The sequence below is a fragment of the Streptomyces sp. NPDC045998 genome (genome assembly GCF_056430285.1).
On sequence record NZ_JBWKLJ010000008.1, the window covers coordinates 92,345 to 118,326 of the forward strand.

A 25,982-nucleotide genomic window follows, 5' to 3' on the forward strand; every position below is an offset into this window, starting at 1 on the left:
GCTCCTCAAGGCTGTGGGTCACGCTGTGGAATCAGAACGCCTCCCCCTCCGGGCGCGGACGGGGAGGCGGCTGTCGAACGAGTCGGCGTCAGGCCAGGTCACGCCGGGCGGCGATCTTCGCCGAGAGGGCGAAGATGTCGATGAAGCCCTGGGCCTTCGACTGGTCGAAGGTGTCGCCGGTGTCGTACGTGGCGAGGTTGAAGTCGTACAGCGCCTGCTCGGACTTCCGGCCGGTGACGACGGCGCGGCCGCCGTGCAGGGTCATCCGGATGTCGCCGGAGACGTGCTGGTTGGCTTCGTTGATGAAGCCGTCCAGGGCGCGCTTGAGCGGCGAGAACCACAGGCCGTCGTAGACGAGCTCGCCCCAGCGCTGCTCGACCTGCCGCTTGTAGCGGGCCAGCTCGCGCTCGACGGTGACGTTCTCCAGCTCCTGGTGGGCGGTGATCAGGGCGATCGCGCCGGGAGCCTCGTAGACCTCGCGGGACTTGATGCCGACGAGGCGGTCCTCGACCATGTCGATCCGGCCGATGCCCTGCGCGCCGGCGCGCTCGTTGAGCTGCTGGATGGCCTGGAGGACGCTGACGGGCTTGCCGTCGATGGCGACCGGGACGCCCTCCTTGAAGGTGATGACGACCTCGTCGGCCTCGCGCGGGGTGGCGGGGTTCGACGTGTACTCGTAGATGTCCTCGATCGGCGCGTTCCAGATGTCCTCGAGGAAGCCGGTCTCGATGGCGCGGCCGAAGACGTTCTGGTCGATGGAGTACGGGGACTTCTTGGTGGTGGCGATCGGCAGCTCCGCCTTCTCGGCGAAGGCGATGGCCTTGTCCCGGGTCATCGCGTAGTCGCGGACCGGGGCGATGCACTTCAGGTCGGGGCCCAGCGCCTGGATGCCGGCCTCGAAGCGGACCTGGTCGTTGCCCTTGCCGGTGCAGCCGTGCGCGACGATGCCGGCGTTGTGCTTCTTGGCGGCGGCGACCAGGTGCTTGACGATCGCGGGCCGGGAGAGCGCCGAGACCAGCGGGTAGCGGTCCATGTACAGCGCGTTGGCCTTGATCGCCGGGAGGCAGTACTCGTCGGCGAACTCGTCCTTGGCGTCCGCGACCTCGGCCTCGACCGCACCGCAGGCGAGCGCGCGCTTGCGGATGACGTCCAGGTCCTCGCCGCCCTGGCCGACGTCCACGGCGACGGCGATGACCTCGGCACCCGTCTCCTCGGCGATCCAGCCGATGGCGACGGAGGTGTCCAGTCCGCCCGAATAGGCGAGTACGACGCGCTCGGTCACGGGTTTCTCCTTACAGTGCATGCGGTGATGGGTATAAGTATGCAGGGGTCCGTATGATTCGTCAATCCGGGCTCGCGGGCGTGACGCGGGCCACACGGGGCGCCAGGCGGTAGCGGGGCGGGTGGGGCGATGAGCCGGGCCCGGCGGGAGCGCCCTGGGGCCGGACCGGGAAAGACGTTGAAAGGCACAAGCGTCGACACGTCGAATGGTGGAACGCGGCACCATGTGTGCCGCGAGTTTCCTCAACCCGCCTGCGGTAGCGGGGAATACGGTGCCCGCGGCCGACGACTCCCCACTCCCTCCGTTCCGTTGTGCCGTCCTTGTGCACACGAGGACGGTAAGGCTTAGGCTGGAACTCGCGAAAAGCACACGGCCCGCTCCACCAAAAAGGTTGAAAACCACGATGGTTGAGGCGGCAAGAGTGGGTCGGGTGAAAAGGGTCCTTGAGTTTTCATGCGACCCCTGCGAGGTCCCCGGCCATAAGGACGGCGAACCCCACACGGCATTCCAAGGCGGCGAATCCGGTGATGCGACCGCGCTTTCCGTGTGGTCGCACCGCCCCGTGCGACGAGAGGAGGTGTGACGACATGCGCGTCTACGAGCGTCCGACGTTGACCGCGGTCGGCTCTTTCCGCAAGACCGGCCTGGGTACCTCACGAGGCCCTGAGAAGGTCCTGGTCTTCCGGTTCAGCTTCTGAGGAGGAGACGCCGGGTGGCGGTGGGTGTGCGCTGACGGCCCCGCCGCCCCCGGTTCCGCGTCAGGAAGGCACCTCATGGTCAGTTTTCCCGTTTCCGGGGAGGGCCCCGGCCGGTTCGTCGTCCTTCCGGACTCCGCCGCGGCGGACCCCGTCGTCGCCGCGCTGCGTCGACGGGCGGTACCGGCCGTACCCGCGCTCCAGGAGGTCGGCCACCCCAGTGGCCGCCCCTGGCTGCTCGGCCGCTGGTCCCCCGGCGCCATGGCCGTCGGTGAGGCGGGCCTGGTGAAGATCGCCGTCCTCGGTGAGCACGCGGTCACGGCGGACCGGCTCGCCCGGGAGGCCGCCCGCGTACGGACCGTGGCCGACCTCGACGGGCTGGCCGGTTCCCTGGTGGGCAGCGCGTACCTGACCGCTTCGGTCGCCGGGTCCGTACGCGTCCAGGGCGGTGTCAGCGGGCTGCGGCGGGTGTTCCACGCGAGGGTCGGCGATGCCGCGGTGGCCGCCGACCGGGCGGACGTGCTGGCCGACCTGCTCGGCGCCGAGGTCGACGAGGAGCGGATGGCGCTCCGCCTGTTGCAGACGATCTCGCTGCACCCGCTGTCGGGTGAACCGGTGTGGCGCGAGGTCAGCGCCCTGCCGCTCGGCCACTACCTGGCGCTCGACGGCGGTGGCCGGGGACGAGCCGTCGCCTGGTGGACGCCCCCCGAGCCGGTGGTGCCGATGGCCGAGGGGGCGCGGGCGCTGCGCGAGGCGCTGTCCGCGGCGGTCGAGGCGCGGGTGCGGGGCCGGACGCCGGTCAGCTGCGACCTGGGCGGGCTGGACTCGACGTCGGTGTGCTCGCTGGCCGTCCGCGCCGGCGCGGAGGTGGTCGCGTACACCGCCGACGGCCGCGACCCCATGGGCGACGACGTGGCATGGGCCCGCCGTACCGTCGAAGGGCTGGGCGGCGGCGTCGAGCACCACGTCATCGCGGGCGACCGGTTGCCGATGGTGTACGACGGCCTGGCCGACGGCGACGGAGGGATCACCGGGGGCATGGACGGGCTCTTCGACGAGCCGTGCCCGGCCGCCGCCTTCCTCAGCCGCTGGCTGGAGATCCCGCGGCTCGCCGCGGAACGCGGCTCGCGGATGCACCTGACGGGCTTCGGCGGGGACGAACTGCTCGCCGGCTCGCCGGCGCACCTGCACGACCTGATCCGCACGCGGCCCCGGCTCGCGTGGCAGCGCGTGCGCGGTTTCGCCGCCCAGCGCCCGTGGCCGTACCGCGAGACGCTGCGGCAGCTGTGGGACAGCCGCCCCTACCGGGCCTGGCTCGCGAGCGCCGCGGACCAGCTCACCGCTCCGGCCCCGCCGACGGAGCGGCCCACCCTGGACTGGGGGTCGCCGCCGGGACTGCCGCCGTGGACGTCGCCGGACGCGGTGGCGGCCGTACGGGAACGGATACGCGCCGCGGCCCGTACCGTCGAACCGCTGGCCGAGAGACGTGGGCTCCACGTCGAGCTGACGGGGATGGCCGCCATCTCCCGGATGGTCCGGCAGCTGGCCCAGGTGACCGACCGCTTCGGGCTCACGCTCGCCAGCCCCTACTACGACGACCGGGTCATCGAAGCGGGCCTGGCCGTGCGGCCGGAGGACCGGATCACTCCGTGGCGGTACAAGCCGCTCATCGTCGAGGCGATGCGCGGCATCGTCCCCGGCGACAGCCTGACCCGCCACACCAAGGACGAAGGCTCCCACGAGGTCGAGGTGGGCCTGCGCGAGCACCGCGCCGACGTGCTGGCGCTGTGCGAGGACTCCCGGCTGGCCCGGCTGGGCCTGATCGACGTGGACGCGTTCCGCGCGGTGTGCTCCCGGCCGCTGCCCCCGACCCTGTCGTTCGACGCGCTGTACCAGACGGCGGCGTGCGAAATGTGGCTCCGTACGCGGGAAAGTACGCGGGAAAGGGAGAGGTCCCATGACGTTCAAGCTGCGTGACGGCGTGTTCACGGCCGAGACCGAATACGGAATCGCGGTCCTGGATGAGGACCACGATCAGTATTGGACCCTCAATCCGACCGCAGCGCTGATTCTGCGTACCCTGCTGGACGGCGGAACCCCCTCCGATGCCGTACGTTCCCTGACCCGTGAATTCGCGGTGGACGCCGACAGCGCCGACCGGGACGTGCGGGAACTGGTCGGTGAATTGTGCGCCGCGGGTCTGGCCGAGGAGAACGGCGGGGAATCCGCGCGGCGCCGTCGCCTGTACCGGCGGCGCACGGAGAAGAAGAGCTCATGAGTACGCCGGAGGTCGTCTTCCACCGGCCGCGCTCGGTGCCCCTCCGCCGCCGGCTCGTCGTGCGGCTCGTCGTCGGCGTCGCACGGCTGCTGGCGGCCCAGCGGCCCCGGCGCATCCGTACCGTGCTCGGCTGGCTCCGCCGGGGCGCCCGGCCGGCCACCGTCGAACAGACGCGGGCGGCCCGGAACACCGTCGTCGCGGTGAGCCTGGCCTGCGGAGGACGGGAGGGCTGCCTGCCCAGGTCGCTGGCCACGACCCTGCTGTGCCGGCTCCACGGCCGGTGGCCGACCTGGTGCGTGGGCGCGCGGCGCCTGCCGCCCTTCGGCGCGCACGCCTGGGTGGAGGCGGAGGGGGTGCCCGTGGGCGAGGAGTACCCGCCCGACTACTTCCGCACGCTCTTCACGGTGCCGTGAAGCGGCGGGCGACGACACCCGAGCCGCACGGCGCCGGGTTCCGGGACGTGGTGCGGCTGCTCCGGGGGCACCGGCGGTGGGTGGGGTTCGCCGTGGCGCTGACGCTGGGGGCGTCGGCGCTCGGACTGGCGCAGCCCCTGCTGGTGAAGAAGGTGATCGAGTCGACGGCGGCCGGGAGCGCCATCGGGTTCCTCGTCGCCCTGCTGGTCGGTTTCTTCGCCGCCCAGGCACTGGTGCAGGCCCTCGCGCAGTACGTCCTGGCCCGTACCGGCGAAGGCATCGTCCTGGGCGTCCGGCTCGGGCTCATCGGGCACGTGCTGCGGCTGCCCATGGCCGTGTACGACCGGCACCGCATCGGGGATCTGATCTCGCGCACCAGCAACGACAGCACCGCGCTGCGGCTGCTCATCGCCCAGGGGTTCACCGACGCGGTGACCGGTGTCATCGGGCTGGCGGGCGTCGTCGCGCTGATGGTCTGGCTCGACTGGACGCTCTTTCTGGTCGTGGCCGCCGTGATCGCCGTCGGCGCGCTGGCCGTCGCCTCGGTGCTGCGCGGCATCCAGACGGCGTCGTTCCGCGCCCAGCAGGCGACCGGCGCCATGACGGCGGAGCTCGAGCGGGCGCTCGGCGCCCTGCGCACCGTACGGGCGAGCCGTGCCGAGGCGCGGGAGGCCGAACGCATCGGGGCGCGGGCCGCGTCGGCGTACGCGGCGGGGGTGCGGATGGGCCGGCTCGACGCGGTGGTGGCGCCGGCCGTGGGGCTCGCGCTCAACGGCTCGTTCCTGGTGGTGCTGCTCATCGGCGGCGTACGGGTCGCGGGGCGGGAGGGTTCGGTCGCGGATCTGGCCGCGTTCCTGCTCTACATGCTGTACCTGGTCGGGCCGGTGGGCGCGGTCTTCCAGGCGGTGAGCACCCTGGAGCAGGGCATGGGCGCGCTGCGCCGCATCGACGAGGTCCTGCGCCTGCCCGGCGAGGAGGACACGGCCCGCACGGTGCGTACGCCGCCGGCCCCGGTCCGCGCGGGGGCGCCCGTCCCTCCCGTCCTGGAGTTCCGGGACGTCTGGTTCGGGTACGACCCCGGGCGCCCTGTGCTGCGCGGCATGTCGTTCCAGGTGCCGCAGCACGGCCATGTCGCACTGATCGGCAGCTCGGGCGCCGGCAAGTCCACGGTCTTCGCCCTCGCCGAGCGCTTCTACGACCCGGACGCGGGGCGCGTGTTCTTCGACGGCCAGGACGTACGCGCCGTGAGCCGGTCCGAGCACCGCTCCCGCATCGGGCTCGTCGAGCAGCACTCCCCCGTCCTGTACGGGACGCTGCGGGAGAACCTGCTGTACGCGGTGCCCGACGCGGGCCCGGACGAGTTGGCCCGGGTGGTCGAACTGGCGCACCTGACCGATCTGGTGGACCGGCTTCCGCACGGCCTGGACACCGAGGCGGGCGAGCACGGCACGGCGCTGTCGGGCGGTGAGCGCCAACGCATCGCCCTGGCCCGCGCGCTGCTCACACGGCCCCGGCTGCTCCTGCTCGACGAGCCGACGGCCCATCTGGACGCGGTGAGCGAGGAGGCGTTGCGCCGTTCGATCCGGCGGGTGTCCCGCGAGTGCGCCCTGCTGGTCATCGCGCACCGGTACTCCACCATCCGGGCGGCGGACGTCATCGTCGTCCTGGAGGGCGGCCGGGCCGTCGCCACCGGCACGCACGACCAACTGCTGTCCGCGAGCGACCATTATCGTTTCCTGTCCCGGGCGCAACGGGTGGGACGATAATGCGCTCATGGGACAACGCTACGCACGCATCGAAGGCCGTATACGCGACTTCATCGAACAGCAGCCGGTGTTCTTCACGGCCACCGCCCCGCTGACGGGCGACGGCCACGTCAGCCTCTCCCCCAAGGGCCGCAAGGGCAGCCTCGTCGTCATCGACGAACTGACCCTCGCCTACCTGGACTTCGGGGGCAGCGGCGCCGAGACCATCGCCCATGTGCGCGAGGAGGGCAACGGCCGCATCACGCTGATGTGGTGTGCGTTCAGCGGTCCCCCGAAGGTGCTGCGGGTGCACGGCAAGGGCGAGGCGGTGTTCCGGGACGACCCGCGCTGGGCCGAGTTCATCCCGTACTTCAAGGACGTCGACGGCCCCTCGGCCCGCGCGATCATCCTCGTCCACGCCCAGCGGATCAGCGACGCGTGCGGCTTCGCCGTGCCGTTCATGGACTACCGCGAGGAGCGCACGCAGCACGCCGAGCACTTCGGCCGCAAGACGGACGAGGAGTTCGCGGCGTACTGCGAGAAGAAGGAACACGTCGGCGTGAGCCTGGACGGCCTGCCGGCCCTGCCCTTGCCGTTGCCGCCGCGCACGGACGCGGTCTGAAAAGCGGCGAGAGATCGCCCACCGGTACGATCACGGGGCTGGGTTCGGAGGGTTCGGGGGGAACGACCATGGCGGACACTCGCGTCGCGCTGCTGATCGCAGTGGCGTCCACGCCGCAGGCCGAGCACAGGTTCGAGCGCCTGGACGAAGCGGTCGCCGCCGACCAGCGGGTCGTGAGCGACTCGCTCGCAGCCGCCGGATACGAGATCGAGACGCTACCCAACGCGACCCGGGCCGAGATCACCACGACCATCCATGAGGTGTCCCGGCGGGTACCGCCCGACGGCACACTCCTTATCCACTTCTCCGGGCACGGCATCCGGGTCGGTGACACCGACTACCTCGTACCATCCGACGCCCGCGCGCCGCACACGGCCGACGAAGAGTGGCGGCAGCCGTATCTCGACACACTCCTCCCGGCCGACATCAGTCCGTCCCTTGCCGCCTCCGCGGCCGGGACGGTGCTCTGGCTGATCGACGCGTGCCGCGGCGGCGACTCCGGTGGCGCAGAACCGTTCGGCAGCCGCATCCTCAAAGGCCAGCCCTCGGGCCGCTTCGCGGTGATGACCGCGTGCGGGCCGGGCCAGCAGGCCGGGTTCACGGCGGACGGCAGCTTCTTCACACGCGCTCTCGCGGAGGCCCTCAGCCCCCTGACCCAGGCCCGCACCGTCCAGGAGGTGTACGAGGCGGCACGGCAGCACACCGTGGGCCTGGCCCGCCGGCAGGCGGGAGCGCAGCAGGAACCGCAGGTCTACTACGGCACGGAGCTGGGCGATGAGGCCCGGGCCACCGTCGTCTGCGAAGGCCGGCCGCTGCTGGACGCTTGGCGGGACGCCGTTCTCGACACCGCCCTATGGGAACGGGTCACGGAGGGGGAAGGGCGCAGACTGCGGGCGCTGCAGGAGCACCTGGCTGTGCTGGCCGAGACCTGTGCTTCCGTGGTCCATCTCGCCCAGAAGCGCATGCCGGACCCGTGGGCGGACGACGCCTTCCCCGTCCGCCTCCTGCGGGACCGGCTGCCGGGCCTACTGCCCAAGACGGTGACGCTCTCCGCCGTCGAAGCCGCCGCGCTGATCGCCGCACCGTTCCTGTACGAGGCCGCCCGGGCCCGGCTGCTGAGCCAGGCGCGGGACATCAAGCCGTACACGGTGCGGCGCCGGGAGGACGCCGACGCCTGGCGCAGGAACTACGAGCAGGTGGCCGAGCATCACCCGCACATCGCTAAGAAGGTTTCCGCATGCTGGCGGAACGGTCTGTACGACGAGGGCACCAGTGTGGTGCTCTGGCTGGTGCACCGGTGGATCGCGGAGCGGTTCGAGACCGACGAGGACCCCGTCCCGGACGCGGAGGCCGGACCGTTCGCCGCGGCCCTGATGGGCGAGACGGGCGAGGGGGCTCGCCGGGCGCCCGCACTGGCGGCGGCTCTTCGGACCGTCGCCGCGGGCATCGCCCTCGGTGCCCCCGCGGAGGATCCACCGGGACTGGCCTCCGGCCGGATCCTGCTGCCCGGCGGACACCAGACGCTGCGGTCGCGTGAACTGGCGGAGCTGTTGCGGTTCGCCGCGGTCCTGGCGCTCGACGTCCGCACCTTGCCGGACGTCGTCGCCGAACACCTCGCCGTCTCGGACCCGGTCCTGCCGCAGGACGTGATCGACGCCGTACGGCAAGCGGCATGGGACACCGATGACCACGGCGCACACCTGGACCTGGAGTGCTCGCACCCCGCACTCCACGCCGCGCTCGCGGGCGTCGTCGAGCACGCGGACGAGCTCGCGCGCGCTCTGCGGGAGTCCGCGCGGCAGCTACCACCGTCGCGCGCCGCCCTGCTGTCCGGGATACCGGCCCGCGTGACCGACCGGGGACTGCACCCTTCCGGGGACAACGGCCGCAACGCCTATGACGTTCCGCTGCTGCGCTTCAGTCTCGCGCAGACCGAAGTGCGGGATCTCCTCATGGGGGAGCGGCTCTACGACGGCGAGACGGCGCTGGCTGTGCGGGAGCTGTACCAGAACGCCATGGACGCCTGCCGCTACCGGGCGATGCGGTGGCGCTACCTGCAAAGCAGCGGCAGCGAACCGGTGCCCTGGTCGGGCCGGATCTCCCTCACCGAGGGCAAGGACGAGCGCGGCCGGTACATCGAGTGCCTGGACAATGGTGTGGGCATGAGCGTGGAACAGCTGAAGAGCACCTTCACGCAGGCCGGCCGCCAGTTCGGGCAAACCCGTTCGTTCCGGCGCGAGCAGGCCGCCTGGCTGCGGCACGACCAGCGCCTGCGGCTCTACGCCAACAGCCGCTTCGGCATCGGCGTGTTCAGCTACTTCATGCTGGCCGATGAGATGTCCATCGTCACGAGGCCCGTCGCCCCTGACGGCACGGTGGCGGCCCGTGGCCTGAGGGTCGACATCTCGAGCAGCGGCAGCCTGTTCCGGATCCAGGAGTGCGGCCGCGAGGAGGGAGGCTGCGCCGAGGGTGGGACACGCGTGCGCCTGTATCTGCGCGACTCCGCCCAGGCGCTGTCGTGCCTGGCCACGCTGCGCACGCTCGTGCTGGTCAGCGAATTCGACCTGTGGGTGTCCGACGCGTCCGGACGGGAGCACCACTGGCGCGCGGGAGAGCTCCAGCCGCCCGCCGGAGCCGACGACACATGGGCGGTGGAGGCCGTTCCCGGCGTGCTGTGGTGGGTGGCCAACGAGGGTGCACTGCTGTGCGACGGGATCCGCACGGACAAGAAGCCGTTCGGTTACGTGCTCAACCTCACGGGGCCGCACGCCGGTGAGCTGAGCCTCAACCGCAAGAAACTACAGTCGTACGACCGCCGGTGAGCGCAGGAGATGTGGCGGAAGGGTGCCGGTGCGCTGGCGTCCTCGTCGAGGCTGTCGCTCGATTGGCTCTGGACGCTGGAGAGCCGCAACCTTCACGCCGCCCGGCAGCTCTGGCAGGACTGGCAGGGCAAGGGCCTACGGGTAGGGGTGCAGCCATGGGGCACGTCGACAGACCTCGACACCATCGGCTGCTTCCACTGGGACGCGCAGGTCACAAGGGACAAGCCCGCGCCGTACAGGAACGAGAACCGCTGGGCCTACACCAGGGCATGGCGGGCGGCGGCCCTCGGCCACCACCATCTGGCACGCACGGAGCCCGCTCCCGCGTCACTGACGGGGTACCCCGTGCCGGACCCCGGCTGGGCGGACATCGTGTCGACGGTCACTCGGGACTGGCGTACGGCCGTGAAGGCGGCGCACCACCAGGGCGTCACCGTGGCCACGATGCTGCGCGCGGCACGCGCCCTGCGCGTCGCCCATCCGCGGTTGGCGCCACCGGCTGTCCGGCAGCCCGGGGACCTGGAGTGGGTGCCCGACTGGCGTGACTCCTTGGTCATGGACGGCTTGCTGGGGCCGGAGGGCAAAGCCTGGGAGCGGCGTAACAGCAACGCGTATCGGCACTCCCCCGACGACCTCGGTGGCCTGGTCCGAGCTTCCGCCACCGCGCATCTCCCGCTCGGTGACCTGGCGCGGACGGCCGAGCGCTACGCGCCCTTCCTGCCGGCACCGGTTGCCGCCGTACCCGAGCACCATCGACAGCATGTGTGCGACGACGGCGATCTCCAGATCCTGTACCTGGAGGAGAACAGCGAGTGGCGCCGCACGCGACGGCCATGGGATGTGGTGCGTATCGCGCGGCGTCTGGGACGCGAGCCGCACGCCGTACGCGAACACCTGGCGCTTTTCGACTGGTTGGGATGGAAGGCTCCCAGCGAGCGATCGGTCGAGAGGTGGGATCGCGTTCCGTTCGACACCCTGAACGTGGTGGTGGACTACCTGCGCGCCGCCGATGACGGGAGCGTGGAACTGGCCTGGGGAGCGACCATCGAACTGGCGGCGGAATGGGACATCTCGCTGCTCAAGGCGGAGAAGGAGCTGTCGCACTGGGCCGAGTTCCTGGGCCTGCGCCACACACGGCGCTACCGGAAAGGGATCGGCAAGGGCGTCTATGTGGAGCCGGATGCCGCCGGACTCGTGGCTTCTGTCTACCGCGCGGGCATCCGTCCCGAGGACGGGCTGACGCTACGCGATCTGGCGTACGTGCGGCCGCACGAGATGGACTGGGAGGAGCTGGCGTACACGGTCGAGGAGTTGCGGGAAATCGGCCTGGACGTTCCCCGGGCCGGTGCCCTGCTGCGGTCGTGGAGCGACCTGCCCCTGACGGACCAGTACGTGTTCTCGGGCCAGGACACGTCGTTCGATGCGGCCGACTACCCCGTCCTGCCCACCGGGGAAGTCCTCTTCTCCGCCGGCCTCGAACTGAAGTCGTCGCTGGGCAAGACGTGGAAGCGGGCCCGGAAGCGCGCGAAGAGCTTCGGCCTCACCGTCCCTCCGTTGCCGGCGGAGCTGGCGGATCTGCGGCCCAGCCGTGAGGAGGCGGCCGCACTGCTGAATTGGGACGACGTCGATGACGACCCCCTGCTCGACGGCGAGTGGTTCGAGCCGCCGAAGTGGGCGCCGCTGACGGCCGCCAGACTCGCCGCGTACGCCCGCGCCCTCCACATCGGGCCCCGCGAGGCCTATCGCCGTCTGGCACGGCTGAGGTCCATCGGAGCGCTCGTGCCCGAGCTGACGGAGGAGGCGATCAAGCGCCTTCCCCGGGCAAGGCCGGAGGCCGAGGATCAGCTGGCACTCAAAGCCGAACTGCGCGTCTCCGAGCCGGGGTCCCCGCTCGTGCCGCTGGACCTGGTCAGCATCGCGGCGCGGCTCGGCGAGGGCATGAGTCACACCTGGCAGCGCGTCTCGCCATACCTCCCCATGGAGGAGACCCCCCGCATGCCCGGGTGGCCGGAGCCGGCCGTACCGGAGGCGCTGCCCCTATGGCAGGACCTCATCCTGCTGTCCGAGCACGGAGACGGCATGCTGCCCGCCCTGCACGGGCGCGTGAGCGCGCGGCAGGTGAGCTTCGCCGCCCAGGTGACCGGCGAGACCGAGGCATGGGTGAGGGAGCGGCTGCGCCTGTACGCGCCGCTGTTCGAGTTGGATCTGGAGGACGAGGTTGACCGAGCCGACTGAGCACCCCGCCGCGCACGACGTCGGCGTTCCGTATGCGGAGACCGACATGGGACGTGCCCGGACGCCCTTCTCCCAGCGCACCTCGGCGGACGGACTGCGGCTCGTGGTGGAGGGCGTCTGCCCGCGCTGCTACGGGCCCACGGTCACCGAGTATCCGTACGGCCTGCCGGGTGTCGGTACGAAGAGCCCGTGGCCCTTCCGGGCCCGCGCGGCGGGCCCTGCCCCCGATGTCCTCGCCGGCGAGGTCCACTTCTGCGAGTGCGGTCATCCGCATCCGTCCCTGCCCTCGAACGCCGCCTTCGTCGGCTGCGGTGCGAGCTGGCGGCTGAGCGGTGCGGAAGCGCCCGCGGACGGCGGCTCGTGAGTGCGCGGTCGGACCGGCGCTGGGCGGAGCTGGCCCGGGAGCTGGAGTTCACCCAGCTGCCCGAGTTGCGCCGCCAGGCCGAGGGCTGGAGGAACGGGCTGACGGCTCTGACCGCCCTGCTCGCCGTCCTCACCGTAGTCAAGGGGCAAGACCAGCTGGCCGGGCTGCCCGCCGCCCCCGGCCGGTGGGCGGCCGGGCTGGCCGCGGCGGCCTTCGCGGTGCTGGTGTGCGGTGCCCTGCTCGCCCTGCGGGCCGCCCACGGGCGCCCGGGGCAGCGGATCGTCCTCAGCGGGCAGAATCTTCGCCGCTGGACGGCGAGCGAAGTGGTCCGCGTCACCCGCTCGTTGCGGTGGGCCACCGTGTGCTGCGTGTCGGGGCTGGCGCTCGCCGCCGGGGCCACGGGAGTCGTGTGGACGGCGGCCGCCGCGCCGGCGGGGCATGCCGTCCGGGTCACCACGTCGTCGACCGAGCTGTGTGGCGAACTGGTCAGGGCCGATCGGGCCGGTGTCGTGGTGCGGACCGGGCGGGGCGCCGCCAAGGCGCTCCGCACCGTCCCGCACAAAGCCCTGGTTTCCCTCACCCCGGTCAGCGGTTGCTGACCGGGGCCCCGGCGCTCAGCGCTCCTTCTGCGCCAGCCGCAGCAGGTGGTCCGCCAGCGCCTGGCCGCCCGACGGGTCGCGGGAGATGAGGAGCAGGGTGTCGTCGCCCGCGATGGTGCCGAGGACCGCGTGGAGTTCGGCCTGGTCGATCGCGGAGGCGAGGAACTGGGCCGCGCCCGGTGGGGTGCGCAGGACCACCAGGTTGGCGGATGCCTCGGCGGAGATCAGCAGTTCGCCGGAGAGGCGCCGCATGCGCTCCTCCTTGGCGGACTCGCCGAGGGGGGCCTGCGGGGTGCGGAAGCCGCCCTCGCTGGGGACCGCGTAGATCAGTTCGCCGCCCGTGTTGCGGATCTTGACCGCGCCGAGCTCGTCGAGGTCGCGGGAGAGCGTCGCCTGGGTGACGCTCAGCCCGTCGTCCGCGAGGAGCTTCGCCAGTTGGCTCTGGGAGCGCACCGGCTGCCGGTTGAGGATGTCCACGATCCGGCGGTGGCGCGCGGTGCGCGTCTGCGGAACGGACGGCCCGCCGTTCTCGTTGTCCTGGGCCTCGCTCATCGTCGTCTCATTCTCCGGATCGTCCGTCCCCGTTGCCTGCTGCGTCGAGGGCGCCGGGCAGGGCCCGGAGGAAGGCGTCCACCACGTCGTCGCCGATGGTCAGCGGGGGCATGAGCCGTACGACATCGGGGGCGGGCGCGTTCACCAGGAGGCCGGCGTCCTGAGCCGCCTGCTGCACCTGCGGCGCGAGGGGCTCGGTGAGCACGATACCCAGCAGGAGGCCGGCGCCGCGGACGTGGGAGACCAGCGGGTGGCCCAGGGCCTCGATTCCGTCGCGCAGCTTCTCGCCGACGCGCTTGACCTGGTCGAGGGCCCCGTCGGCCGCGAGGGTGTCGAGGACGGCGAGTCCTGCGGCGCAGGCGATGGGGTTGCCGCCGAAGGTGGTGCCGTGGTGGCCGGGCTTCAGCAGGTCGGCCGCCGGCCCGAAGGCGACGGTCGCGCCGAGCGGCAGTCCACCGCCGAGGCCCTTGGCGAGGGTGACCAGGTCGGGCTCGACGCCGTGCGCCTGGTGCTCGAACCAGTGGCCGCACCGGCCGATGCCGGTCTGCACCTCGTCGAGGACGAGGAGGGTGCCGGTGGCGCGGGTGATCTCGCGGGCCGCCTTCAGATAGCCGGCGGGCGGGACGGCGACGCCGATCTCGCCCTGGATGGGCTCGATGATGACGAACGCCGTCTCCTCGGTGACCGCCGCGCGCAGCGCGTCGACGTCGCCGTACGGCACGTGCGTCACGTCGCCGGGCAGCGGCAGGAACGGCTGCTGCTTGCCGGGCTGGCCGGTGAGGGCGAGCGCGCCCATGGTGCGGCCGTGGAACCCGCCGGTGGTGGCGACCATGTGGGTGCGCCCGGTCAGCCGGCCGATCTTGAAGGCGGCTTCGTTGGCCTCGGCGCCGGAGTTGCAGAAGAAGACCCGGCCCGGCCGGCCGAAGAGCTGGAGCAGCCGCTCGGCGAGCGCGACGGGCGGCTCGGCGACGAAGAGGTTGGAGACGTGGCCGAGGGTGGCTACTTGCGTGGAGACGGCCTCGACGATCGCGGGGTGGGCGTGGCCGAGGGCGTTGACGGCGATGCCGCCGACGAAGTCGAGGTACTCGGTGCCGTCGGCGTCCCAGACCTTCGCGCCCTGACCGCGTACGAGGGACAGCTTCGGCGTGCCGTAGTTGTCCATCAGCGCGGCCTGCCAGCGCTGCCGCAGTGCGTCGGTGCTCATGACTCCCCCTGTCCGTCCGGCACGACCATCGTGCCGATGCCCTCGTCGGTGAAGATCTCCAGGAGGATGGAGTGCTGCACGCGGCCGTCGATGACGCGCGCGGTCGTCACGCCGTTGCGTACGGCGTGGAGGCAGCCCTCCATCTTGGGGACCATGCCGCTGGAGAGCTCGGGCAGCAGCTTCTCCAGCTCGGTGGCGGTGAGCCGGCTGATGACCTCGTCGGAGTGGGGCCAGTCCTCGTACAGGCCCTCGACATCGGTCAGGACCATCAGCGTCTCGGCGCCCAGCGCCGCAGCGAGTGCCGCAGCCGCCGTATCAGCATTGACGTTGTAGACATGTCCGTCGTCCTGGGAACGGGCGATCGACGAGACGACCGGGATGCGGCCGTCGGCGAGCAGGGCCTCGATGGCGCCGGTGTCGATGCCGGTGATCTCACCGACCCGGCCGATGTCGACGAGCTCGCCGTCGATGCGCGGCTGGTGCTTGGTGGCGGTGATGGTGTGGGCGTCCTCGCCGGTGAGGCCGACGGCGAGCGGGCCGTGCTGGTTGAGCAGCCCGACGAGCTCGCGCTGGACCTGCCCGGCCAGGACCATCCGTACGACGTCCATCGCGTCCTCGGTGGTGACCCGCAGGCCCGCCTTGAACTCGCTGACGATGCCGTGGCGGTCGAGCGCCGCGCTGATCTGCGGGCCGCCGCCGTGCACCACGACCGGCTTGAGGCCGGCGTGGTGCAGGAAGACGACGTCCTGGGCGAAGGCGGCTTTCAGGTCCTCGTCGATCATGGCGTTGCCGCCGAACTTGATGACGACGGTCTTGCCGCGGTGGCGGGTCAGCCACGGCAGCGCCTCGATGAGGATCTGGGCCTTGGGCAGGGCGGTGTGCTTGCGTGTCGTGCTCATGAGCTGTACGCGCTGTTCTCGTGGACGTAGTCGGCGGTGAGGTCGTTGGTCCAGATGACCGCCGACGCGGAGCCGGCCGCGAGGTCGGCGGTGATCGTCACTTCCCGGTAGCGCATGTCGACGAGGTCGCGGTCCTCGCCGACGGAGCCGTTCTTGCAGACCCAGACGCCGTTGATGGCGACGTTGAGCCGGTCCGGCTCGAAGGCGGCCTTGGTGGTGCCGATGGCGGACAGGACGCGGCCCCAGTTGGGGTCCTCGCCGTGGATCGCGCACTTGAGGAGGTTGTTGCGGGCGATGGAGCGGCCCACCTCGACGGCGTCCTCCTCGGAGGCGGCGTTGACCACCTCGACGCGGATGTCCTTGGACGCGCCCTCGGCGTCTCCGATGAGCTGTCGGCCGAGGTCGTCGCAGACCGTGCGGACGGCCTCGGCGAACTCCTCGTACGCGGGCGTGGTGCCGGAGGCGCCGGAGGCGAGGAGCAGCACGGTGTCGTTGGTGGACATGCAGCCGTCGGAGTCGACCCGGTCGAAGGTGACGCGGGTGGCGTCGCGCAGCGCCTTGTCGAGCGCCGCGGCGTCGACGTCGGCGTCGGTGGTGAGGACGACGAGCATGGTGGCGAGGCCGGGGGCGAGCATGCCCGCGCCCTTGGCCATGCCGCCGACGGTCCAGCCGTCCGTGCCGGTGGCGACGGACGTCTTGTGGACGGTGTCGGTGGTCTTGATGGCGATGGCGGCCTTCTCGCCGCCGTGCTCGCTGAGCGCCTCGGCGGCCTTCTCCACGCCGGGGAGCAGCTTGTCCATGGGGAGGAGTACGCCGATGAGGCCGGTCGACGCGACGGCGACCTCGCCCGCGCCGATGCCGAGGACGTCGGCGGCCTTCTCGGCGGTGGCGTGGGCGTCCTGGAAGCCCTTCGGGCCGGTGCAGGCGTTGGCGCCGCCGGAGTTGAGGACGACGGCGGTCAGCTCGCCGGTCTTCAGGACCTGCTCGGACCACAGGACCGGCGCGGCCTTGACGCGGTTGGAGGTGAAGACGCCCGCGGCGGCGCGGCGCGGCCCGGTGTTGACCACGAGGGCCAGGTCCGGGTTGCCGTTCTCCTTGATCCCGGCGGCGATGCCCGCCGCCGTGAATCCCTTGGCTGCCGTGACGCTCACGGTGCGACTCCGATCGTGGAAAGTCCGGTCTCCTCGGGGATCCCGAGGGCGATGTTCATGCTCTGCACCGCGCCGCCGGCGGTGCCCTTGGTGAGGTTGTCGATGGCGCTGATCGCGATGACGCGCCCCGCCGCCTCGTCGTACGCGACCTGGACCTGGACGGCGTTCGAGCCGTAGACGGAGGCGGTCGCGGGCCACTGCCCCTCGGGCAGGAGGTGGACGAACGGCTCGTCGGCGTACGCCTTCTCGTACGCGGCGCGTACGTCCTCGGCCGTGGTGCCCGGCTTGGCCTTGGCGCTGCAGGTCGCGAGGATGCCGCGGGCCATGGGGGCGAGGGTCGGGGTGAAGGAGACGGTGACCTTCTCGCCCGCCACGGCGCCCAGGTTCTGCATCATCTCGGGCGTGTGGCGGTGGCCGCCGCCGACGCCGTACGGGGACATGGAACCCATGACCTCGGAGCCGAGCAGGTGCGGCTTGAGCGCCTTGCCCGCGCCGGAGGTGCCGGTGGCGGCGACGATCACGGCGTCCGGCTCGACGAGGCCGCTGCCGTACGCCGGGAAGAGCGCGAGCGATACGGCCGTGGGGTAGCAACCGGGCACCGCGATGCGCTTGGACCCCTCCAGCGCGGCGCGGGCGCCCGGCAGCTCGGGGAGGCCGTAGGGCCAGGTCCCGGCGTGCGGGGAGCCGTAGAACCTCTCCCAGTCGGCGGCGTCGCGCAGCCGGAAGTCGGCGCCCATGTCGACGACGAGGACGTCGTCGCCGAGCTGCTCGGCGACGGCGGCGGACTGCCCGTGCGGGAGCGCGAGGAACACCACATCGTGCCCGGCGAGGACCTCGGCGGTGGTCGGCTCCAGCACCCGGTCGGCGAGCGGCAGCAGGTGCGGCTGGAGCCCGCCGAAGCGCTGGCCGGCGTTGGAGTTGCCGGTCAGGGCGCCGATCTCGACGCGGGGGTGGGCGAGGAGCAGGCGGAGGAGCTCTCCCCCCGCGTATCCGCTCGCGCCCGCCACTGCTGCTCGTACTGCCATCGGTCCTCCTCGGTGATGGCATGACTATACGCAGTGCTGCAGCTTTATGCAAAGAACCCCACGCATCGCCGCTCAGTACGACAGGAAGGGGTTGGTCATCCCAACGTGGCGCGGGTGAGCGCCCTGCGGACCTCGGCGGTCATGGCCGCGTCTTCCGGACGCGCGGCGGCCTTCAGCGCCCGGTAGACCTCGGCGAGCTCGGTGATGCCATGTTCGTCACCCAGGTCGAGGAGGAGCTGACCGACATGGAAGCGGACCTCGAGCAGCAGACGGTCCTCGGGTGACCAGGACCGCAGCTCGTCCGCGAGGGCCGAGAGAGCCTTGAGGGCCTCCTCCTGGTAGCCGAGGTGCCTCTGGCACCTTGCGAGACCGAAACGGCAACGCACCGCGTCTTCGACGTGCTCTGGACCGAGATCTGCCAGGTCTTGCGCGAGGCGGGCGTACGCAGGCAGGGCTTGTGCGATGAGCCCCTCCTCGAAAAGCGCTTGCGCGCGTGTGATCCGCACGGCGATAGGGAGCGTCTCGAGCGCCGGACCGCCTGGGGCGGAAAGCGGAGAAAGCGAGCGGGAAGAGGCCGGCGGACACGTGGCGAGGGGGTCGTGCGTCGACTCGAGTCGTCTCCGGAATTCGCCGGCGGTGGCCGGGCGGTCGCTCGCCCGCTTCGCCAGACCGGCCATGATTACCGCCTCCAGCGTCGGGGAGACACCGGGCCGCAGCAGACTGACCGGCTCCGGTGTCTGGTACCGATGGCGCTGCATGACCCGGGCCACGTCCGCGTCGCCGAAGGGCGGTATGCCGGTGAGCAGTTCGTAGAGCACGCAGGCCAGTGAGTACAGGTCGCTGCGTGGATGGACATCGCGTCCCTCACACTGCTCAGGCGACATGTAGGCGACGGTGCCCAGGACCCTGTTGTTCTGGGTCAGCCGTGCCTGATCCGTCCTGAACACCTTGGCCACGCCGAAATCCAGCACCACCACTCGGTGTCGGTCGGTCAGCATGATGTTGGCGGGCTTAAGGTCCCGGTGAATGACGGGGATCGCATGGGTGTGTTCGAGGACGTCACAGATCTGAACGGCGAGGGACACGACCTCGTCCTCGGAAAAGCGGTGTCCGTCCGCGAGGACCTGGGTGAGATCCCGCCCGAGAACGTGCTCCATCACCAAGTAGGCGTCGCTCGCGACGGAATCCACGCGTGCGTCGAGGAACTGCGGGATGCCCGGGTGCTCCCAGCGCGCCAGCAGGTCGGCCTCCAGCGTGAAGCGCTGGATCAGTTCCTCAGGGTGATGGGGGTCGACGAGTTCCCGATGGATGCCTTTGACGGCCACCGCTCGCCGTGATCGGCGGTCGTACGCCAGCCAGACGTCCCCCATGGCGCCACGGCCAAGCCGTCGGCGCAGCTCGTAGCGCTCGTCGAGGACGTGCCCCTCACTCCACACCGGGACCGTCGCCCGCCGCTTCCATATCTGCCAGCAGCTCGTCCGCGAGATCGGCCAGTGTGCCTTCGCCGGGCAGGTACCACCGCGTCGTACCCTGCACCGCCACGGGCTGTTCGACCCACTCGGCGCTCTCCCAGATCCGCAGCACCAGCCCCGACGGTGAGTAGCTTCGGCCGTCCAGCGCCCAGATCAGGGGCTTGCGGGCGTCGTTGACCCAGGTGGCCAGGTACCGCTCAGGACCCCCACTCAGCCATCCGCTCACGGCGTCCCGCTCTGTGACCGTGCCGGGACGGTAGATCAGCTGGGCCCCGTCGTCGATGAGCCGGTGTTGGACGAGGAACGGCACGGTGTTGGGACGACGCCTACGGTTCGGACGGGGTGGGACGGCAAGTCTTCTCTCAGCTCCATGCCGCAGGGTCTGCAGGACGTCCGAAATGAGGTGTCGGCAACTCTGCTCGTCGCGCATGATCCGGGCGAGGAAGGCGTGCTGCCCGTGGCGAGCGTCCAGGTGGTCGGTCAGGGCGACAAGGATCTCGGCGGTCCGCTTCACGGCGCCCTGGGCCCGCGCTTCCCAGTCGTCTCCCGGCTCATCGATTCCGTCGCCGCCGATCAGCTGGAAGACCGCGTGGGCGACCAGCAGCTCGGCTCGGTCGGCGACCACGCGCTCGCGTCCTTCCAGACTGCCGGCCAGGACCGCCAGTTCGTCACGGACCTGACGCAAGAGGCTGACGGATCGCCAGATCTGCAACGCACCCGGCCGATTGTCGAACAGCCGGGAGTAGAAGCCGCCCGAGCCGCGGCGCCACAGGACATCGCCGTCCGCCCGGTACCGGGCGAGCAGAGCGGCATCGGGGTAGGCACAGGTGAGGGCGAGCGCCGCCTCGGCCATGGTGCACCCCGCGGCCGGTGACGGCTCCGGGCTGCCGCGCTTGAGGACGTACGACTTGCCCAGCGTCAGGGCGAGGTCCTGACGGATGAGCTGCTGCTGGGGATCCAGCGCGGCGAAGTCCCGTGCTTCCACGCGGTTCTGCGTGTTGGTCGCTCGTGTGATCCGCTGCGCCAGGTCGTTCGGGGCCCCGTCCAGGCAGATGAGGCGGACCGCGACGAGCGCTTCGGCGACCGCCCGCGGTTCCTGCTCGTAGGCCTGACGGACAGCGGCCACTGTCTGCGCGCCGTTCACGACTCGTGCGTTGCCCAGCTCAAGTCGAACCGGCTGGCCTTGAGCCCGTCGGGCGACATACGTGGTCTGGACCGAGTCACACAACACCGTGATGCCGTTGTTGAGGTACCAGAACTCCTGGGGGGCGTTGAGCAGGCTGTCGACCATGGTCGCGTTGACGTCGGTCGCACCCAGCGCGAAGCGCACGTTCTGATCGAAGAGCCGCGCGCCGTGCTGCTCGTACCACCCAGCCACTTCCTCGGCGCTCACCGTGCCGAGATACGTCTGATAGGGGGTCGAGTTCAGGTGCCAGCCGTCCGACAACGTGGCGGTGACCGTCGCAGGCTCGGGCAGGGACTCCTTCCGTACGATGGCGTAGAAGTCCCGGACGCCCAGGATGCGGAAGTCCAGCAGCTCCCCGAACCGGTTGAACTCCCTCACGCGTTCGTGCAACAGATCTTCTGCCTCAAGCGAGAGGCCTTCGTCGCCCAGGGCGGCGAAGACCAGGTGGACCCGAAGAGCCGCCTCGTTGAGCAACGCGTCGATTCTGGCGACCAGTTGTTGGAACCTCGCGTTGAACTGGTCGTACCGGAAGTCGAAGAGGTCCTGGACGCCCTGGAGCAACCGCTGGGCTGCGACGCTGTCCAGTCGGGCGGTGGCATGCTCGCTCCACTTCGCCTGGACCAGCCAGATCTCCGTGGTCGCGGGTGAGACGAACACGGCATCGAGACCGTGGTCGTCCGCTCCGTCTACGACCGCCGCAGCTGCCTCCGCTGCCGTACAGTCCGCGACCAGCTGCACCGCCTTGGCGGCCAGGGCTCGGGAGAGAAAGACCCTCTCGCGCTGAGAACGGGATCCCGTCGTGACGTCGTCCATGTCGAGCAGGCCGACGAACTCCCGTACCAGGGCGGCGCGGATCTGCCGGGCCTCCAGGGGAACACCGCGAAGGGCCTCAGTCCCGTGTTCCATGGCGTGCTCCTTCTGGAACGCTTCGGCTCCGCGCGGGGCGCTCCTTGGCTCCGCGCGACCAGCACACTAGCTGCCGTACTCCACGATCAAGGGGCTCGCAACCAGGCAGCCTCCGTCGGTGGCCGTCGCGGGCAGCAGGGCGCTCACCCGGGCATAGCCGATCATGAGTGCGGAGGTGCTGACCTCGGCGCTCTCGGCGTCGAGGGCTGCAAGCAGCTCGCGGATGCCGGCCCGGGACAGGGATGGGGCCGATCGGGGCTGAGTATCGTCGTCCTGTGCGTCGGGGCCGAGCGGACCCTGGGCCTGGGCCAGTGCGGCAAGGACGTGTCCGGCCTGCGTGACGAAGAGCGTACCGGCGCTGTGACCTCCGCCATCCAGGTCCGTGAGCGCGGGTCCGTCGATCTGGACAGGGGGACGGCCGCTCAGGTGACGGGCCGACCCGTGGAGCAACAGGCGACGGGTGACGCCGGCTTCGGGAGGGCGCGGGGCCGGGTCGACGAACAGCACGAGGTCCTGGTACCTGCCGCGGAGCGTGATCCAGCTCAGCGGGGCCTCGAATTGCACCCAGCGGCCGGGAGCAAGCTCGGGCTCCAGGTGTGAGGACGCGTGCCGCTCCAGCTCCTTCTCCACCCGCTTCAGGTGGCGCAACAGGTCCCGGTCGAGGTCCGCCGAGGGGCTCTCCACGTTGATCCCGGCCATCGATACGCCGGCGTGCAGTTTGATGGTGGGAAGGGACAGCCGAGGCTCCGGCAGGAACCCGCTCAGCTTGCCCTCGGACAAATAGACGACCTCACGCACTGGCGCTGCCCCCCGGCTGTTCCGCTTCTCGGTGTGTCAGTCACGCAACCACGTGGCTCATCTTGCCATCTCGCACCGACAACGGCCTCATCAACCACCGCCTCCCCCAATGACGTTATGGGCGGCGTGTGCATCGCACGCCACCAACCCCGACCAACCCGCGGCCGTTTCCACGGAAGCGTTCAGCCGCCGGCGCCGACGTACGCCGCGAGGTGCTCGCCGGTGAGGGTGGAGCGGGCGGCGACGAGGTCGGCGGGGGTGCCCTCGAAGACGATCCGGCCGCCGTCGTGGCCGGCGCCGGGGCCGAGGTCGATGATCCAGTCGGCGTGCGCCATGACCGCCTGGTGGTGCTCGATGACGATGACCGACTTGCCGGAGTCGACCAGCCGGTCCAGCAGGCCGAGCAGCTGCTCGACGTCGGCGAGGTGGAGGCCGGTGGTCGGCTCGTCGAGCACGTACACACCGCCCTTCTCCGCCATGTGCGTGGCGAGCTTCAGCCGCTGCCGCTCGCCGCCGGAGAGCGTGGTGAGCGGCTGGCCGAGGGTGAGGTAGCCGAGCCCGACGTCGGCGAGCCGCGTCAGGATCTTGTGGGCCGCCGGGGTCCGCGCCTCGCCGGTGGCGAAGAACTCCTCGGCCTCGGTCACCGACATCGCGAGCACCTCGCTGATGTCGCGCCCGCCGAGGTGGTGGTCGAGGACCGACGCCTGGAACCTCTTGCCCTCGCACTCCTCGCAGGGGGTGGCGACACCGGCCATCATCGCCAGGTCGGTGTAGATGACGCCGGCGCCGTTGCAGGTGGGGCAGGCACCTTCGCTGTTGGCGCTGAAGAGCGCGGGCTTGACCCCGTTGGCCTTGGCGAAGGCCTTGCGGATCGGCTCGAGCAGCCCGGTGTACGTCGCGGGGTTGCTGCGCCGCGAGCCGCGGATCGGGGTCTGGTCGATGGACACCACACCCTCGGAGGCGGGGATCGACCCGTGGATGAGCGAGCTCTTGCCGGAACCGGCCACGCCGGTGACCACGCACAGCACCCCGAGCGGGACGTCGACGTCGACGTCCCGGAGGTTGTTCGCCGTCGCGCCGCGGATCTCCAGCGTGCCGGTGGGCTTGCGCACCGCCTCCCTGAGCGCGGCCCGGTCGTCGAGGTGGCGGCCGGTGACGGTGTCGGCGGCCCGCAGTTGCTCGACGGTGCCCTCGAAGCAGACCGTGCCGCCCGCCGTACCGGCGCCGGGGCCGAGGTCGACGACGTGGTCGGCGATGGCGATCACCTCGGGCTTGTGCTCCACGACGAGGACGGTGTTGCCCTTGTCGCGCAACCGCAGCAGCAGGTCGTTCATCCGCTGGATGTCGTGGGGGTGCAGGCCGGCGGTCGGCTCGTCGAAGACGTACGTGACGTCGGTGAGCGAGGAGCCGAGGTGGCGGATCATCTTGACGCGCTGTGCCTCGCCGCCCGACAGCGTGCCCGACGGCCGGTCGAGCGAGAGGTAGCCGAGCCCGATCTCCACGAAGGAGTCCAGGGTCTGCCGCAGCGAGGCGAGCAGCGGCGCCGCCGAGGGCTCGTCGAGGTCGCGGACCCAGGCGGCGAGGTCGCTGATCTGCATCGCGCAGGCGTCGGCGATGCTGATGCCCCGGATCTTGGACGAGCGGGCCGCCTCGGTGAGCCGGGTGCCGTCGCACTCGGGGCAGGTGGCGAAGGTGACCGCCCGGTCCACGAACGCCCGGATGTGCGGCTGGAGCGCCTCCCGGTCCTTGGACAGCATCGACTTCCGGAGCTTCGGGATCAGCCCCTCGTAGGTGAGGTTGATGCCCTCGACCTTGATCTTGGTCGGCTCCTTGTGGAGGAGGGCGTACAGCTCCTTCTCGGTGAAGTCGCGGATCGGCTTGTCGGGGTCGAAGAAGCCGCAGCCGGTGTAGATGCGGCCGTACCAGCCGTCCACGCTGTAACCGGGGACGGTGAGAGCGCCCTCGTTGAGCGACTTGGTGTCGTCGTACAGCTGCGACAGGTCGACGTCGGAGACCCTGCCCATGCCCTCGCAGCGCGGGCACATCCCACCGGTGATCTTGAAGTCGCGCCGCTCCTTCACGGTCTTCCCGCCGCGTTCCAGGGTGACCGCGCCGGCGCCGCTGATGGAGGCGACGTTGAAGGAGAAGGCCTGCGGCGAGCCGATGTGCGGGTGGCCGAGCCGGCTGAAGAGGATGCGCAGCATGGCGTGGGCGTCGGTGACGGTGCCCACCGTGGAGCGGGGGTTGGCGCCCATCCGCTGCTGGTCGACGATGATCGCGGTCGTCAGGCCCTCGAGTACGTCGACGTCGGGGCGGGCCAGCGTCGGCATGAAGCCCTGCACGAAGGCGCTGTAGGTCTCGTTGATCAGCCGCTGGGACTCCGCGGCGACGGTGTCGAAGACGAGTGAGCTCTTGCCCGAACCGGAGACTCCGGTGAACACCGTCAGCCGGCGCTTCGGGATCTCCAGGCTGACGTCCTTGAGGTTGTTCACACGCGCGCCGTGCACGCGGATCAGATCGTGGCTGTCGGCGGTGTGCGGCACGGGCGACTGCGGGTCCGTCGTCGTGGCCATGCTCATCGTCTCTCCATCTGTGGGGCGGGTGGGGCGGAGGGGCCGGCGACCTTTCGGCGTCGGGGAAGTATGCCCCGCGCCGGGGAGCGCGGTCACGGTGGTTTGCGCTCCCCGGCGAGTGGTCTTTCGGGCGGCCGAGTCGCGTGCCCGCCACCGGAGTTGGAGCGCTCCGGCGGCGGGGCGGCGGGCCCGGCCGAAGCCGGTCGTTACCGCTTGCGGGGCTGGTTGAAGCGGAGCATGTTGCCGGCCGGGTCGCGGAAGGCGCAGTCGCGGACGCCGTACGGCTGGTCGATCGGCTCCTGCAGCACCTCGCCGCCGGCGGCCCGGATGCGTTCGAAGGTGGCGTCGCAGTCGTCGGTGGTGAAGATGACGCCGCGGAGCATGCCCTTGGCCAGCAGTTCGGCCATCGCCTGCCGGTCGGCGGGCGAGGCGTTGGGGTCGGCGAGCGGCGGTTCGAGGACGATCTCCACGCCCGGCTGCGTGGGCGAGCCGACGGTCACCCAGCGCATCCCCTCGAACGCGACGTCGTTGCGCACCTCGAGGCCGAGGACGTCGCGGTAGAAGGCGAGCGCCTTGTCATGGTCGTCGACGGCGATGAAGCACTGTGAGAGTTTGATGTCCATGCCGTCGACGCTACGAGGCGGCGGCCGCTTCCGCTTCTCCGATCCTGACCGGTTCTCCTCCGGTCCGGACCGGTCGTTCTTCGGCCCCGGCCGGTGCGCGGTCCCGGGACGGCCGGGTGAGGACCTTGGCGACGCAGGCCGGGATCGCGGCACCGGCCTCGTGGGAGCGGGCCCGGTAGGCGCTGGGGCTCTCGCCGACGAGCTCGGTGAAGCGCGAGCTGAACGACCCGAGCGAGGTACACCCCACCGCGAAGCAGACCTCGGTCACGCTCATGTCGCCCCGCCGCAGCAGCGCCTTCGCCCGCTCGATACGTCGGGTCATCAGGTAGCTGTAGGGCGTCTCCCCGAAGGCGGCGCGGAAGCTGCGGGAGAAGTGCCCCGCCGACATCAGGGCGACCTTGGCCAGCGCGGGCACGTCCAGCGGCTGCGCGTAGTCGCGGTCCATCACGTCGCGGGCGCGCCGCAGCCGTACCAGGTCCTCCAGGGTCGCCATACGCACCAGGATGGCACGCGGCCGAGGGGGCTGCGTGGTCGGAAC

22 protein-coding genes are annotated in these 25,982 nt (G+C 71.1%); 10 read left to right on the top strand and 12 right to left on the bottom strand.

The features are described from left to right. Nucleotides 1-88: 88 nt before the first annotated feature. A complete protein-coding gene (locus tag AC07FJ_RS23685) occupies nt 89-1,282 on the bottom strand; it encodes an argininosuccinate synthase (protein WP_361422391.1) in 1,194 nt (397 codons plus the stop codon). 587 nt (nt 1,283-1,869) lie between these two features. Here AC07FJ_RS23685 and AC07FJ_RS23690 point away from each other — a divergent pair. From AC07FJ_RS23690 to AC07FJ_RS23735, 10 genes are all read left to right on the top strand, one after another. Continuing rightward, nucleotides 1,870-1,980: a keywimysin-related RiPP gene (locus AC07FJ_RS23690; RefSeq protein ID WP_479051319.1), complete on the top strand. Its 111-nt coding sequence runs from the start codon at nt 1,870-1,872 to the stop codon at nt 1,978-1,980. 75 nt (nt 1,981-2,055) lie between these two features. Continuing rightward, entirely contained in the window at nt 2,056-3,954 is a 1,899-nt protein-coding gene (locus tag AC07FJ_RS23695) for a lasso peptide isopeptide bond-forming cyclase (RefSeq protein ID WP_479051320.1), read from the top strand. After that, nucleotides 3,935-4,255: a lasso peptide biosynthesis PqqD family chaperone gene (locus AC07FJ_RS23700; protein ID WP_479051321.1), complete on the top strand. Its 321-nt coding sequence runs from the start codon at nt 3,935-3,937 to the stop codon at nt 4,253-4,255. Before AC07FJ_RS23695 ends, AC07FJ_RS23700 begins: the two co-directional genes overlap by 20 nt. Next, nucleotides 4,252-4,668: a lasso peptide biosynthesis B2 protein gene (locus AC07FJ_RS23705; protein ID WP_479051322.1), complete on the top strand. Its 417-nt coding sequence runs from the start codon at nt 4,252-4,254 to the stop codon at nt 4,666-4,668. Before AC07FJ_RS23700 ends, AC07FJ_RS23705 begins: the two co-directional genes overlap by 4 nt. Further along, complete coding sequence (locus tag AC07FJ_RS23710) at nt 4,665-6,434, top strand: ABC transporter ATP-binding protein (RefSeq protein ID WP_479051323.1); 1,770 nt, start codon at nt 4,665-4,667, stop codon at nt 6,432-6,434. The genes AC07FJ_RS23705 and AC07FJ_RS23710 overlap by 4 nt, the downstream gene beginning before the upstream one ends. Before the next feature lie 7 nt (nt 6,435-6,441). Next, the gene (locus tag AC07FJ_RS23715; RefSeq protein ID WP_479051324.1) at nt 6,442-7,035 is read left to right on the top strand and encodes a pyridoxamine 5'-phosphate oxidase family protein; all 594 of its coding nucleotides are present in this window, start codon (nt 6,442-6,444) and stop codon (nt 7,033-7,035) included. A gap of 68 nt (nt 7,036-7,103) precedes the next feature. After that, nucleotides 7,104-9,857 carry an HD domain-containing protein gene (locus tag AC07FJ_RS23720; protein WP_479051325.1) on the top strand — a complete coding sequence of 918 codons (2,754 nt, stop codon included), beginning with the start codon at nt 7,104-7,106 and terminating at the stop codon, nt 9,855-9,857. 9 nt (nt 9,858-9,866) lie between these two features. Continuing rightward, entirely contained in the window at nt 9,867-12,092 is a 2,226-nt protein-coding gene (locus AC07FJ_RS23725; protein WP_479051326.1) for a wHTH domain-containing protein, read from the top strand. Continuing rightward, complete coding sequence (locus AC07FJ_RS23730) at nt 12,076-12,456, top strand: hypothetical protein (protein ID WP_479051327.1); 381 nt, start codon at nt 12,076-12,078, stop codon at nt 12,454-12,456. Before AC07FJ_RS23725 ends, AC07FJ_RS23730 begins: the two co-directional genes overlap by 17 nt. After that, complete coding sequence (locus tag AC07FJ_RS23735) at nt 12,453-13,055, top strand: hypothetical protein (RefSeq protein WP_479051328.1); 603 nt, start codon at nt 12,453-12,455, stop codon at nt 13,053-13,055. The genes AC07FJ_RS23730 and AC07FJ_RS23735 overlap by 4 nt, the downstream gene beginning before the upstream one ends. A 15-nt stretch (nt 13,056-13,070) precedes the next feature. On the opposite strand, the gene AC07FJ_RS23740 is transcribed toward AC07FJ_RS23735, so the two are convergent. From AC07FJ_RS23740 to AC07FJ_RS23790, 11 genes are all read right to left on the bottom strand, one after another. Continuing rightward, nucleotides 13,071-13,607 (bottom strand): arginine repressor, encoded by a 537-nt coding sequence (locus AC07FJ_RS23740; protein ID WP_361422385.1) that lies wholly within the window; start codon nt 13,605-13,607, stop codon nt 13,071-13,073. A gap of 7 nt (nt 13,608-13,614) precedes the next feature. Beyond that, complete coding sequence (locus AC07FJ_RS23745; protein ID WP_479051329.1) at nt 13,615-14,811, bottom strand: acetylornithine transaminase; 1,197 nt, start codon at nt 14,809-14,811, stop codon at nt 13,615-13,617. Beyond that, nucleotides 14,808-15,710 (bottom strand): acetylglutamate kinase, encoded by a 903-nt coding sequence (argB, locus tag AC07FJ_RS23750; protein WP_479051330.1) that lies wholly within the window; start codon nt 15,708-15,710, stop codon nt 14,808-14,810. The genes AC07FJ_RS23745 and argB overlap by 4 nt, the downstream gene beginning before the upstream one ends. Next, entirely contained in the window at nt 15,707-16,861 is a 1,155-nt protein-coding gene (argJ, locus tag AC07FJ_RS23755) for a bifunctional glutamate N-acetyltransferase/amino-acid acetyltransferase ArgJ (protein ID WP_479051331.1), read from the bottom strand. The genes argB and argJ overlap by 4 nt, the downstream gene beginning before the upstream one ends. Continuing rightward, on the bottom strand, nt 16,858-17,886 hold the full coding sequence (gene argC / locus AC07FJ_RS23760) for an N-acetyl-gamma-glutamyl-phosphate reductase (RefSeq protein ID WP_479051332.1): 1,029 nt from the start codon (nt 17,884-17,886) through the stop codon (nt 16,858-16,860). The genes argJ and argC overlap by 4 nt, the downstream gene beginning before the upstream one ends. Before the next feature lie 95 nt (nt 17,887-17,981). Continuing rightward, complete coding sequence (locus AC07FJ_RS23765; RefSeq protein ID WP_479051333.1) at nt 17,982-19,322, bottom strand: protein kinase domain-containing protein; 1,341 nt, start codon at nt 19,320-19,322, stop codon at nt 17,982-17,984. Beyond that, the gene (locus AC07FJ_RS23770; protein ID WP_479051334.1) at nt 19,312-21,450 is read right to left on the bottom strand and encodes an AIPR family protein; all 2,139 of its coding nucleotides are present in this window, start codon (nt 21,448-21,450) and stop codon (nt 19,312-19,314) included. Before AC07FJ_RS23770 ends, AC07FJ_RS23765 begins: the two co-directional genes overlap by 11 nt. Nucleotides 21,451-21,516: 66 nt before the next feature. Beyond that, nucleotides 21,517-22,248, bottom strand: coding sequence for an SAVMC3_10250 family protein (locus tag AC07FJ_RS23775; protein WP_479051335.1), 732 nt, complete (start codon nt 22,246-22,248; stop codon nt 21,517-21,519). A gap of 182 nt (nt 22,249-22,430) precedes the next feature. Further along, a complete protein-coding gene (locus AC07FJ_RS23780) occupies nt 22,431-24,827 on the bottom strand; it encodes an ATP-binding cassette domain-containing protein (RefSeq protein ID WP_479051336.1) in 2,397 nt (798 codons plus the stop codon). Nucleotides 24,828-25,027: 200 nt separating this feature from the next. Further along, on the bottom strand, nt 25,028-25,444 hold the full coding sequence (locus AC07FJ_RS23785) for a VOC family protein (protein WP_468289851.1): 417 nt from the start codon (nt 25,442-25,444) through the stop codon (nt 25,028-25,030). A gap of 10 nt (nt 25,445-25,454) precedes the next feature. After that, nucleotides 25,455-25,937, bottom strand: coding sequence for a helix-turn-helix transcriptional regulator (locus AC07FJ_RS23790; RefSeq protein ID WP_479051337.1), 483 nt, complete (start codon nt 25,935-25,937; stop codon nt 25,455-25,457). Nucleotides 25,938-25,982: the final 45 nt, after the last annotated feature.